This window comes from Paenibacillus sp. RC73, from assembly GCF_044908085.1.
In the GTDB taxonomy this organism is placed as follows: domain Bacteria; phylum Bacillota; class Bacilli; order Paenibacillales; family Paenibacillaceae; genus Paenibacillus; species Paenibacillus terrae_A.
Genome location: NZ_JBIYCV010000001.1, coordinates 42,732 through 55,082 on the forward strand (window position 1 = coordinate 42,732; position 12,351 = coordinate 55,082).

Here is a 12,351-nt window from a genome sequence, read left to right on the forward strand (position 1 = left end):
ACGTGAATTCAACCTTTAGCATCCGCTGGCAGTATGGCATGCGCTCCTTGCTCATGATTGGATTGGCTGTGTATATCATCACCTTGAGCCGCTCGAATTCCCTTCATTACTACTTGGCTCCGCAAATGCAAAAGCTGCTCCTGCTTTGTCCCGTGCCCCTGCTGTTTATCGCTCTGGCCATGGCATGGCACGGCATAGCCGGGGAGCGAGAAGGTGAGGATTTATGTGATTGCGAGCATCCGTTGCCGCAAAGCTGGTTCAAAAAAACGCTTGTATATGGAATGCTGCTCATTCCGCTGCTATTCGGTTCGCTGCTGCCCAATCAGGCACTTGGCAGTGATATGGCAGCCAAAAAAGGCATGTCCTTCACGTATCCCAACCCGGAGATCCGGCGCAAAACAGATATACAGACCACGAAAGCACCGACCTCCTCCATTTTATCAACCACCTCTCTTGCACCATCTTCGCCCCCTCCAGGGGGAAAATGGAGTCAGGAAACACTGGATAAGCTGTTCGTTCCGCCTGATAAGTACAACGTAGAATTTGCCGAGCTGGCGAAACGTCTATATCAGCAACCGATCATACAAATCAAACCGGAGATTTTTTCCGAAACCATTGGAGCCATCGAATTGTATAAGCACGCTTTTGAAGGAAAAAAGGTGCAGGTGACTGGCTTTGTCTACAAAGACGGCAGCCTGCCGGGCAAAGGTCTATTTGCGGTGGGAAGGTTCCTTGTCATGTGCTGTACTGCTGATGCCATGCCATTCGGAATCATCGTCCAATCCAAGAAGGTCCCGTCCTTTGACAAGGATACGTGGGTGACCATTGAAGGCACATTACATGCCACACAGAAAGGCAATACCCCCGTACTCGAAATTCGATCCAAGAAAATAACCACTGTGGCACAGCCGGAATCCCCTTATGTTTATACCCAGGCAGATTCGGTAGCCACCTTTGATCGATTGAATGCAACACACTAACCCTATCAAGGAGGAATAATGATGAACAAGGTTCCTGTTATTTTAATCAGCGGTTTTCTTGGCAGTGGCAAAACGACACTGCTTCTGCGCCTGCTGGCCCATACCCGGCAAATTCCGCTCCGTCCCGCTGTATTAATGAACGAAATGGGTGAATATGATGTAGACGGCGCCATTATTTCTGAAGAAATGCCTGACGTATCGGTGGAAGGACTGCTGGAGGGCTGCATTTGTTGCAGCAAAAGAAGTGAGCTGGCAGGCGCTCTACACACCCTGCTCAGTCAGGAGCCGGATCTGATCTTTATGGAAACCACAGGGGTAGCTAACCCTGAGCAAGTGCTGGAAGAGCTTCGCTCCCCGCTGCTGGCGGATCGGCTTTATCTGGCTCACAGCATCAGTGTTGTGGACGCTGAGCTTTTTCATGAATACAATAGCCGCTTCACCGCGGACAAGGAGCTGGTTCGGACTCTGCACGGGCAGCTTCGCACCGCCGACTTCATTGTAGTGAACAAGACGGATGCGGCAAGTGCCCGTGAAGTGACGAAGGTCGTCAAGAGCATCCGCAAGCTCAACGATACGGCCAAGCTGCAAACCGCTGAGTATAGTCGGGTTGACCTTGAACCACTGCTGGAGCCTGTTCTGGCCTCCGTATCCGTTGCCGCAAAACCTGTACAGGTACCTCAACCTGAATCAGCACAGGCTCAGCGAACCGATGCAGCCGCATCGTCCGCCCCTATTTCCGCAAAAAGTATCGAACGACCCGGCAGTATCTCCAGAAGTACAGCATTCAAAGTTATTTCTGCGCACAGTCATAGCCACAGCTACGATCCAAACCAGCCCCATTCGTTTTCCCGTCTGGAGAGCTTAACGCTGCATCAATATTCTCCACAGCCATTGGAAAAGCAACGATTGGAAAGCTTCCTGACCGGGCTCGGTTCCTCGCTGCTTCGGGCGAAAGGCTATTGCGTGCTTCCACACGAAGGTACAATGCTTTTGCAATATTCAGGAAGTCATTTGGATTGGCAACCCACTGCACTCCCCGTGAGTCAGGGGTACGTCACGCTCATTGGGGAGCATCTGGACAAAGCATCCATTGCTGATCAATGGGAGCAGTGCTTTATTTCACTTTAAATGGCATGTCTGGATTAAGACAAAAACACCTCCTGCAGATGCAGGAGGTGTTTTTAAAAAGCGATGTTCACGAATTATTTGTATAATCCGTGAACATAACGCTCGTCTTGTTCTAAAGGTTATATTTTTTGTTAAAGCGATCCACACGTCCACCGATATCCACGTTTCTTTGTTTACCAGTGAAGAACGGGTGAGAAGCGGAGCTGGTATCTACACGGATAACCGGGTATGTGTTGCCGTCTTCCCATTCCATCGTTTCTTGGGAATACTTAGTGGAAGCACTCAGGAAAGAGAATCCACAGCTAGGGTCCAAAAAGATAACTTTGTTCAATGTTGGATGAAGATCTTTTTTCATATTATTCACCTAAGCTTTCATATCATTTTATTGGTTCAAACTCAAATGTACTGGCGTAATACTCCATCAGTTGGCAAAAGGAACGGTTATGTCCCAGAAAAAAAGACGACAGATCGTAACGGTTGCGCTCAGGTTCGTAAACGACAAGCAAACGATGCCGCATATATCGCATCGCCCATTGCATGAACGCTCCGGATCTTTCGTCAGCCTTCATCGTTATATAAGCATATAGTGAATGGTCCTCCGGCTCGTCCCAAATGCTGACACCAGCACAGGAGAACTCGGTTGCCACGTGCTTTCGATTCAAAAGGCAAAGCGTACCGTGCAGCTCCGCATCTATCGTACAGCCATGAAAAAAAGCTATTCGCTTAGGCGTAAGCTTTATCTTTGGACGCTCTATCCACTGGACTAATTCAAGTTTTCGCCGGTTCCATAACGCAGGCTTTTGCAAACTTAACACGATTTCTTCATCATGAAGTGGAGAGACCATGCCATGGCTCCTTTCATGAAGCCCTATATTCATTAGATTTCAAGCTTCGTTCAGGACGCAAAACAATTCAGGTTGCTATGTAGCAAACCTACATTATCTAGTTTCACGATGAATCGTATACTTTTTCAGACGCGGAGAGTATTTTTTCATTTCAAGACGCTCCGGATGATTTCTTTTGTTCTTGGTTGTTGTATAGTTGCGGTCACCAGATTCGGTGCATGCCAAGGTAACAATTACGCGCATTTCTCTTCCTCCTTAAATGGAATACATGGTATTCAATTACAATAGTAATTTTTACGATTAGTTCTATTTTATAATTCATGGTGCTCTTTGTCAACCTTTGACTGACAGTTTATCGCTTCTTCTACTGTATTCCAGCGATTACGGTACTGTGCCAGCTTCGGATGAAGTTCTGATGATTCGGTCGAAAGCACCAATCTGACGTTTCTGATCCATTCATCAAACGATGCATAGGATGCACACAAATTTGCAGTTTCAGGACTCATATACAGAAAAAGCGGGGGAGTATATTTTTCTGCCAGAAAACGGATTGCTGCTTCAATCGGCGTATACTTTTTGCGTTTACCTTCCCAGCTCTCGATTACGACAGCACTCAAAGCCTGCTCCCGCTGCCACTCCCCAAGGTCGTCCACCCGCTTATAATAAGAGCGAACCGGCTGCTTCCACATTCTTCTGACTGTTTCCTCATGTAAAGGGTACAGTACCAGCTTTTTAAAGGATAACGCAGCTCCCGTTTCAGCAAAAATATCCAGCTCTCGAGCTGTAACCTGTTCAAACGTATCATAATAGATCATAGTCCCTTTATGCGTCTCGACTGGAGGCTCATAGCCATAGGGCATATATTGAAGGTTTCTTGTCATGCCGGACACTCCATCCTTCCGTAGATGAACTTTTCCTTCTATATTATACCCTTGTTTTGGCATGAGTTTGCATAAAATGTTTATCCTTGCTGGGCAGCAGTCGTATTGTGGCGTGAGCCCCGGCGAAACTGCAAGGCGTAAAGTCCCATGGTTGCGAGCGCAATCAGCGCAAGAACCGTAAATATATTGCTAAAATTGAACACCTGCACGTTGGTTACGACAGGATTCAGATGAAAGGTAGACGAGGTATCTAGCGTTTTACCCAAAATACTGGTCGTCACTGCACCGGAAATAAAATTCAGCAGAGACAGCAGCCCCATTCCAACACCAATCTGATCCCTCGACAAGGTACGGGAAATCGTGTTAGACATGGCAATCTGCATAAAGGTTTGACCTACGTTGCCGAAAATGAGCAAAAATAAAATGAGATACGGAGACGCGCCCACAAAGGTAGACAAGCTGACAAAGCAGATAAACATAAGCGTAACTGCCGTATAGACTAGAAATGAATTTCCTTTGCTATCGGCCAAGCGCCCACCGCTTTTACCAAGCAACGCCGACGCAATAGCAGCCGGAAACATAATCAATCCAATTGTTGCAGGCGTAAGCTGATTGAGACTGTTCAGAAACTGCGGCGCCAGGTACGGCAGCCCAAAGCTGACCCCTGCTCCCAAAAAGGCTATAAACAATCCGTAGGAATATTGCTTGTTTCTGAACAGCTTGGGCTGAATGAATGGATCTTTAGCGGTAGTAATCCGCCATATAAACAGCGCAAACAGCACAATACCGACCAGAAAAAATATAATATTGCTTTGCGAAATGGAAAGCAGTAAGAAGGCCACCGTTCCGCCCAGCAGCAATCCACCAAGAAAATCAAATTTTTGATTCTCTCCACGCTGGTCGTCCAAATATTTGCGAAAGAATGGCAAGGCGATAAGCGGCAGCATGGAAATAACGAACAAAAAGCGCCAGCTTGCAAAGCCTGTAATCAAACCGGAAATAATCGGAGCCAGCGCCGTACCCAGTGCCAATCCGATTGCAGTAATGCCCAAGGCGCGTCCTCTTTTTTCAGCAGAGAAATAGCGGACAGGAATGATCATAGCTGTCGCCGGAATAACAGCAGCCCCTGCGGCCTGAAGCAGACGGGCTACAATCAGCATCCAAAATTGATTGGCAAACAGACCAATAAGCGAACCTAATGCAAAAAATATAATCCCAAACGTCAGTAAATCCTTGAGACGGTATTTATCCGCCAGCTTTCCATAAGTCACGGAGCCAACCGCATACACAATCATATAGCCGGTCAACAGCCAGCTCACATCGGAAGCACTAATATGAAACTCCTCACGAATCACAGGCATAACTACATTAAACATAAAGGCGTTCATCACTGAAAAAACAAGTGTGAAGGCCAACACACGCATAAGCTTATCCGCATTGGGATAAGTTTGTTCTTTTATCATCCGGTCTCTTCCCTCTCCTGTAAAATCTATCTAGGCTGCAATAACTCAGCTTTTGAATACCCCTATCCGGGCAAATTTCTCTATATATCCGTTCAAACGCGGGCGTTCGCAGGGCGGTAATTGTGAAGTATTTTTTTCAACAGACCCCGAAGAGCCTCTGACTCCCCCACAGATAAGGTTTCGCCTACCGAGCTTTTAATCTGCTCAACTGTATGCTCAGCTACCTTGTGAATTTTCAAACCTTCCTCAGTCAAATAAATCTGCTTCATACGCGCATCTTGCGGATGACTTTTGCGTACTGCCCAGTTTTTCTTAACGATCCCGTTCACCAGGCTGGTGACGCTTGATTTATCAATAAGCAGCAGCTTTTCCAAATCCGTATTGGTCACTCCAGGCGACATTGCCAGTATATAAAGCGTCTGCGATTGCGGGGAGGTAAGCCCCAAAGGACGCAACGCCGTCTCAATCTCGCGCCGGACTGTTGTAAAAATCCATTTAATTAAATACATCGTGCTCTCTTCCTCCCAGGGGAGACAAACGGGATATACTTCACTTCCCATCTCGGTACTAACCTCCACAATCATTGAATTTTAATGGTTTGAATTCCAACTAATCTTAAACAGTCGCCTATCTAGTGTCAATACCTTCGGAAAATTAAAAGTGATTACAGTAAAAGACGAGCCCTGTAAGGAAGCCCGTCTTTTACTTCATTTCTATTTCATTTTGCTTGTACATGAAAAAACATTAAAAACATTTAGTCAGCGGTTTTCACTTGAACCAGCGGGTACTCTTCTCCATCCACCGTAACTGTACTAGCATCGTCTAGCTCCAGTCGTTGCCAAATGGTCAGCAGTGAGCGATAAGGATACTGCTTCAGGTCATACTCGGTTGGCGCGTCAGTGTCGGTTCCGGTTCCATCGGTTGCTGTGCCGCTCCCACCTGTAGGAGTCCCCGATGTCGTGCCTGCGCCCGATTGGCCTGTCACCGTTCCGGCCTGATCAGCGCTGTTTCTGCTGGATGTACCCCCACCAACCGTTGAGCCAGTAGCCCCCCCTGCTGGCGTGCTTCCTGTAGTGGCACTGCCGGTTTTCGCGTCACCGGACTGACCAGTGTTAGCTTTACTGGCTGCTTCCTTGTCGTTCTGTTCAGCAAGCGTAAAATTTTCGTATGAATACTCCTTTTGATCCGCACCGACAATGACGAGCTTTTTAGGCTTAAACGCCGCCTGCTCCGCCGATGTTTGAAAAGCAAACAGCAGCTTGACCATTTTCGTAGTCGCCTTGGTGTTGGGCACATGAGTCACAATCGCCGTAGGCTCTTCCTTTACGGGTACTGTAGGCTCCACTACAGGCGGCTGCACTGGCTTGGGTGTAGTGACAGGTGCTGGCGTGGCTTCCGAGCCGATTACCCCCGCTGCTTTCAGGCCACCTAGCGTGCCTGCAATGACGACAAGCACGATCCCGGAAATCACCCCACCCTTGCGGAAGCGACGAAGCGTTTTGACTAAAGGTGTATCCGTCTCACGCCTTGCTGTCATATAGAAATTTTTAAAGACAGGCTTGGCAGGCTCAAAATATTCACGCCACAGCGTTTTTTTATGCAGCCCTTCGCGTCCTTCCTTCTGGAAGAACAAAAGCAACGCACGTCGGTAGGCTGGTTCAAAACCGCCCCGTGGCGTAGCAAATTCGGCATGTCCCTCCGACCAGCGGATAAAACGGTACATCGTATCGTTATCCTTCGCCCATTTGCGAATCGAGCTAACCAGACGAGCAAAATCCAGTATTCCTTCGCCCGTGCCATCGGAACGATAGAAGGCAGGCAGCAGACGGGCAAAATGGCCCTCCGCAAGCTGCTGGGGCAGCCAACTGTAAGCCCAGTCCTGCACCTTTTCCACTTCGCCCGGCTCCAGACCCTCCAGCACTGACGGTTCCGGGTTCTCCGTGCTAAACCAATCGTAAGCTGCAATCAAGCGCACCGCTTGTCCCTTGAGCGGGGCTGGCAGTTTCCCGACCCACTGCACCAAATCAGGACGGGTAAAGAACGGAATCTGTACGACCTGATCAGGTGAGATTTCCTTTAGCTCCACTTCCGTAAGCAAATACCGATCCGACGCTTCTTGCAAGCGTTCCGTTAACCCGGATTGCTCCAGTGGAGAAAGTTGGCCCCCCGTAGAACTACTTTCCCATTGTTGCAACCGTTGATGAATAGCAGCCACAGCCTCTACCGGCTTTCTTTCAGCACGCAGTTTGCCCATCAATGCGGACTCAGCCAAAAGCTGAAAATCGGCATTCGCCGATACTTCAATATATCGACTGCCCCATTCATACACGACAGCCAGCAACCCCTTCACATCCGGTGTTCTTTTCATCTGGCTATCCATGTAGGGAATAAACAGCAGCTTCGTGAGCGCCGGATTACCCAGCACCTTCGTAAAATACGACTTGCCCAATGAAGGATTTTCTTCAATCGTATGATAAATATAAGTGACAGCTTCCGTATTTCTAGCGGTATAGGCGTTATTTAGCGAGCGGATCAAATATTCCACCAACCGATTCTCGCTGCTACGCGCGTGAACTTTATAGTAATCCTTGAAGCAGTCGACCAGACCCACGTCAGGAATATATCCATCCTTCACCCGATCAAATTCATGATCAAAAAACGACAGAAATAAGTCATTCAGCCGCATTTTACGTGGCAACGCATCGGGAGAAGATAAATAGTCGGTCAAGCTTCTCAGCACGGAAATTCGCCGTTCGTTATATAGCCCGCGCTCTCCCTGCTCTATTCTGTACAGTGTAATTAGCTCGTGATAGCTGGATAGCGCAAGATCGCGCCCGGCCTCCATGCCAGTCAGCATTTGCTCGGCAAATTTGAAAAAATCATCCGGCGTCCCGCCAGTCAGCAACGTATGGGCAATCCAGTCAAAATACGGCTGTCTCACCTGCTCTGCATCCACATTGAGTACCCGACCACTGTTAGTAAGGTCAAATACAAAATCCTTTTCCACATTCCGATCACCGGGACGCAAACTGAAAGGCTCAACAAACATCAAATGAATGCCTTTTCTGCTGTGTGGCTCCTTCGCATATGTAAGAAATCCGAGCCTGTTGCGAAATGCATAAGGCAGCGCCGCATACAACACACCCAGCAGCAGCTTGGCTGAAGATGCCACCGCTTCTACTGGAACGTTCAGTGCTATATATATCTTTTTACGGCCAGTAGCCGACATCATGACTGCGTATAAAATCTGCTTGAACATTTCTTCACCGAGCTGCAATTGAGACAGCACCGCAGACGGGTCAACAGATGGAAATACGCTCCCACCCAGCAGACGCTCCAATTCCGGCAATTCCGTTCCTTGCTCAATATCATAAGCATCGACAAAAGTTGTGTTCAGCCACTGCTTATAATCAGACGGAGATTCACCATGCTCGGCTGGAATCACATAATTATGCGTAAAAAAGGCGCTCCGCAGCCCGGTAAAATCCGCTGCCTTGTAGATACTGCGTCCCAGCACCACATCCCCTGACTCCGTCCGTACCAGATGCATGGCTTCCGGGTAGACGCTCTCCTGCTTCTCACCACGCGCTGTTAAAGCAGCAGGAGCATCATACACACATAAGGGATGCAGCACCTTTTTAATAAAAGAAGTGTCCAGCCCCTTGGAATTGGCTACCGTATCGAAGCCTTCCGTTGAACGGAAAATACCACGCCGTTCCCGTGTATACATCTGCTGCTGTATCAAATGAGAGGTAGAATTACTCACTGTGATTCTCTCCCCTCAATGTACTTCAGCTTGTAAAGCAGCCAAATGAAGGGCTCATCCACACGGATCGGACTAACCAGCCCTTGCAGCTTTTGATCTACTGGATTGCTGCCCAAGGCGGAAACCGCAAAATAGGCCGTATCTGTAAAATACACATCCATCGTGCCCTTGAACGGCTTATCCACCTTTTCAATGAACCGTCGCACTTCGCCATCAATGTTAGCAAACTCATCCAAATCCATATACTTCCGGTGCTCCATTGGATTAAAAATATTGCTGTTTGTCTTGATGTACGTGCCTTCTTCATCTGCCAGCGCAGTGAGCATGTCGCTTTTGGTCAGGACAATGGCGGTTGGAATGTCCGTCTTCCCTTTTTCCTGATATGCGATAAAATCACCGAACATCGTAAGTACGACATCACGCGGCTCATCATATTGCGAAACAAACTCGCCCGGCTTGTCGCCGATGTTGATCTTGATACGCTCCCGAATAGAGCGGATTTGCAGCGGATCAACCATAAACAAAATACCCGCCGAGTTTTTAATATGCTGTCCGTGCAGACCCAGATAGTCCTGATCGACCATCCCCTCACCGGCGACATCAAAAAACACCAGCGTCAGTGGCGGCTTTTCCTCATCCTTAAACACAAACTGGAAGATAAAAGGCTCCTGCATCTTTTCTTTCTGTGTAGAGGTCAGCAGATCCCCTCGCTCAAACAGCGGTTCCTCATACATCGTACGGAACTTGCGGCTGATCTCCGCATTCAACGGCATGCAAGCCGCATCAAAATGATCGGCCGTAACATGCTGCAACGTGTGAATCAGGGAGGTCATATAGACGGATTTCCCTGCCTGTGAAGCTCCAATAATCGAAATGATATTACTCGGCACCTTGCCAGCGGTCACAGGCAGCTCGTTATGGCAATGTGGACACAATCTGCGACGTGTCAGCTCACCGTAGCGATCCGTCAGACCTGTCAGTACATGATCCGAGTACAAACGATGCTCCTCAGGAACATCAAGGGGATGAAGAATGGCCTCCATATCATGCACACTGTCCAAACCAAAGCGCTCCCGGTATTTGTTCAGCAGCTCGTCCTCACCCAAAGCGTAATCCTCGTCATCCTCACGGTGATGGGAAGCACGGAATACAACTTCCTCCGGGGAAAACTTACTAAAGCAATAAGGGCACACAATATCATAAAATAACGGCCTTGGTGCTGCCTGCGGCTTTCTTCTGAATAAATTGCTAAGAAAATTCATCGGTTGCGGCCTCCTTTCATTCAGGGACTAATTCATATACCGTGCCATATTTCTGGCCGTCCGTAAAAAACAGCCGCACATATTCATCTCCGCCCACTTCCACAGCGGGCAACACATTCCGTCCCGCAGGAAATGGTGCCGTGAACGGGTACAAGGTTCCGTCCTCCCGATCCGCCGGATAGCCACCACGCTTTTTCACATAGCAAAGCGCCTCCTGCGGAACAGGAACTTCAGCCGTCACCTGAATCTGCACCGTTTTGCGGCTGTGAAACCAGCCTTTTTTGTGGTGGACCGCATATCTGATTTTAGCTTTACCCGTGCTCAGTTCCAGCCGATTAGCTCCATCCTGCTGACGGATCACAAAAGTATCTCCGTCCTCCCGCACAGCCGGATACACGGTATACCGCACGCGTCCAATGCCATCGATCCGGTCACGGTAGCTGCCAGCAGCCTTGTACTCCTCACGTGTGAAGAGCTTAAGGCTTGAAAAAGGCGGCAACGCTTCGGCATCCTCCTGCCCGTTCACACCCGGATCGGCTAATTGTTTCGCAATATATACCACGGTGACTCCTTCCGGCCACTGCCAGCGAAGCACAACCCGGTTGTCGTCAATTTTGTGGCTCAGCTCCGAAATAACAGGATCACCGGGCTGTGCATCCCTATACTGCATAAGTTCCAGCCTCCCGTTCTAAAATCCACTGCTGCGTCGATTACGCGGCGGGCCTTCCGGCGCTCTTGTCCTGCGACCTGATGACGCACCGGGGTTTCCTCCGCCGGAAGAACGGCGAGTATTTTCCGCAATCGGCAGCACAAGCGAGAAGACCGCGATCAGAGCCGCCAATACGAGCGCTGCCACCAAACGAATCATCAAATCACCGATGGGCGAGCCGGACAGGCCCTTTTCCAAAATAAAGCCAGCCAGCAATCCGGCAGGAACCCCGCCAATCGCGAAATTCCGCGCCAGAAAACGGTTATCGAACATCAGTCCGAGTGCCAATCCCAGCAGTACTCCAATAATCACCAGTGCGGTTACACGGTAAATGGCAAAATACAGACTATCCGCATACTCACCTGTTCGCTCCGTTACCAGAGTACGATCGCCGATTTTGTCATAAATTTTACCGAACGCCTGAGTAAGACCTTGGGCATTCGCCACATTGAAGTAAGTTCCACCCGTCATTTGGGCAATATTTTGCAATAATGCTATACCATCGGATTCAGCGAGCTTCAGACCGATTGTATTAATCGGAATCTGCCGGGCGATATAAGGAGCCAATGCCGTCTGGCTATCCAGATCACTAAAGCCGTCAGACAGCATAATAACGAGAGAGCCCTTTTCCGCATTACCCTGAGTTTCGATTTCTTTGATGGTTTCATCCAAGGCAAGACCGATTTCTGTGCCACCTGTCATTAAGGTCTGCATGCTGTCGATCTTGGCATAAACGGCTTGCTTCTCCGCATCTGTGCCAATCGGGGTAAACGGCTGAACCAACTGCGCAGTGGACTCAAAGGAAACGATGGCTACCCGCTTGTCTCCATCCATTTGACCAATTAGACTCTTGGCGGCTGTCAGACGTTCATTGTCGGGATCTGTTTGCTGCATACTCCCGGAATTATCAATGACGAGCACGAGATCCTGTACACTTTTGCGACCTTCGGGGTTTACCTGGTAGCCCAGCTCCAGCAGCAGCCCTGCCACGAACAGCATCACCAGCGTAGCAGGGACCAGCAGCTTCCAGGACAACCCGGAGTACCGCTGCCGCCATGACGGCCCGTTCAGTTGTGGCGAAATCCATTCGCCGATAAGGCATCCCAGGCCAATACACAGCGCCATGATGCCAAAATACAGCCCAATCACGATGATATGCGGCCAGTGGCCTATCAGTTTGTTAAGAATCAGCTCTCCAATGATGAAGCCCACTACGGCGCCCAGCAAGCCGAACAGCAGCAGGAGAACATTAAATTTACGCTGCTTCATAAGAATCGTTGCTTCCTTCCATAATTAAAGTAGGAGGAATTTGCAAAT

At 49.0% G+C, this 12,351-nt stretch carries 12 protein-coding genes; 2 read left to right on the forward strand and 10 right to left on the reverse strand.

All coding sequences use genetic code 11. The features are described from left to right. Positions 1 to 2 precede the first annotated feature (2 nt). Together ABH897_RS00230 and ABH897_RS00235 are read left to right on the forward strand one after the other, a co-directional pair. On the forward strand, positions 3 to 980 hold the full coding sequence (locus tag ABH897_RS00230) for a TIGR03943 family putative permease subunit (protein WP_404519100.1): 978 nt from the start codon (positions 3 to 5) through the stop codon (positions 978 to 980). 18 nt (positions 981 to 998) lie between these two features. Beyond that, a complete protein-coding gene (locus tag ABH897_RS00235) occupies positions 999 to 2,108 on the forward strand; it encodes a CobW family GTP-binding protein (protein WP_404519102.1) in 1,110 nt (369 codons plus the stop codon). Between the two features lie 112 nt (positions 2,109 to 2,220). On the opposite strand, the gene ABH897_RS00240 is transcribed toward ABH897_RS00235, so the two are convergent. From ABH897_RS00240 to ABH897_RS00285, 10 genes are all read right to left on the reverse strand, one after another. Next, complete coding sequence (locus ABH897_RS00240; RefSeq protein WP_014281334.1) at positions 2,221 to 2,463, reverse strand: type B 50S ribosomal protein L31; 243 nt, start codon at positions 2,461 to 2,463, stop codon at positions 2,221 to 2,223. 22 nt (positions 2,464 to 2,485) lie between these two features. Next, on the reverse strand, positions 2,486 to 2,953 hold the full coding sequence (locus tag ABH897_RS00245; RefSeq protein ID WP_404519104.1) for a hypothetical protein: 468 nt from the start codon (positions 2,951 to 2,953) through the stop codon (positions 2,486 to 2,488). Between the two features lie 93 nt (positions 2,954 to 3,046). After that, positions 3,047 to 3,196: a 50S ribosomal protein L33 gene (gene rpmG / locus ABH897_RS00250; RefSeq protein ID WP_007430271.1), complete on the reverse strand. Its 150-nt coding sequence runs from the start codon at positions 3,194 to 3,196 to the stop codon at positions 3,047 to 3,049. 68 nt (positions 3,197 to 3,264) lie between these two features. After that, positions 3,265 to 3,834, reverse strand: coding sequence for a hypothetical protein (locus tag ABH897_RS00255; protein ID WP_404519107.1), 570 nt, complete (start codon positions 3,832 to 3,834; stop codon positions 3,265 to 3,267). Between the two features lie 80 nt (positions 3,835 to 3,914). Next, a complete protein-coding gene (locus ABH897_RS00260) occupies positions 3,915 to 5,297 on the reverse strand; it encodes an MFS transporter (RefSeq protein ID WP_404519109.1) in 1,383 nt (460 codons plus the stop codon). A gap of 92 nt (positions 5,298 to 5,389) precedes the next feature. Further along, complete coding sequence (locus ABH897_RS00265; RefSeq protein WP_404519111.1) at positions 5,390 to 5,857, reverse strand: MarR family winged helix-turn-helix transcriptional regulator; 468 nt, start codon at positions 5,855 to 5,857, stop codon at positions 5,390 to 5,392. 194 nt (positions 5,858 to 6,051) lie between these two features. Further along, complete coding sequence (locus ABH897_RS00270; RefSeq protein ID WP_404590894.1) at positions 6,052 to 9,063, reverse strand: GAP1-N2 domain-containing protein; 3,012 nt, start codon at positions 9,061 to 9,063, stop codon at positions 6,052 to 6,054. Next, positions 9,060 to 10,325 carry a TRAFAC clade GTPase domain-containing protein gene (locus tag ABH897_RS00275; RefSeq protein ID WP_404590896.1) on the reverse strand — a complete coding sequence of 422 codons (1,266 nt, stop codon included), beginning with the start codon at positions 10,323 to 10,325 and terminating at the stop codon, positions 9,060 to 9,062. The genes ABH897_RS00270 and ABH897_RS00275 overlap by 4 nt, the downstream gene beginning before the upstream one ends. Before the next feature lie 16 nt (positions 10,326 to 10,341). Then, positions 10,342 to 10,995, reverse strand: coding sequence for a beta-mannanase (locus ABH897_RS00280; RefSeq protein WP_404590898.1), 654 nt, complete (start codon positions 10,993 to 10,995; stop codon positions 10,342 to 10,344). 18 nt (positions 10,996 to 11,013) lie between these two features. Continuing rightward, the gene (locus ABH897_RS00285) at positions 11,014 to 12,303 is read right to left on the reverse strand and encodes a vWA domain-containing protein (protein WP_404590900.1); all 1,290 of its coding nucleotides are present in this window, start codon (positions 12,301 to 12,303) and stop codon (positions 11,014 to 11,016) included. Between the last annotated feature and the right edge of the window lie 48 nt (positions 12,304 to 12,351).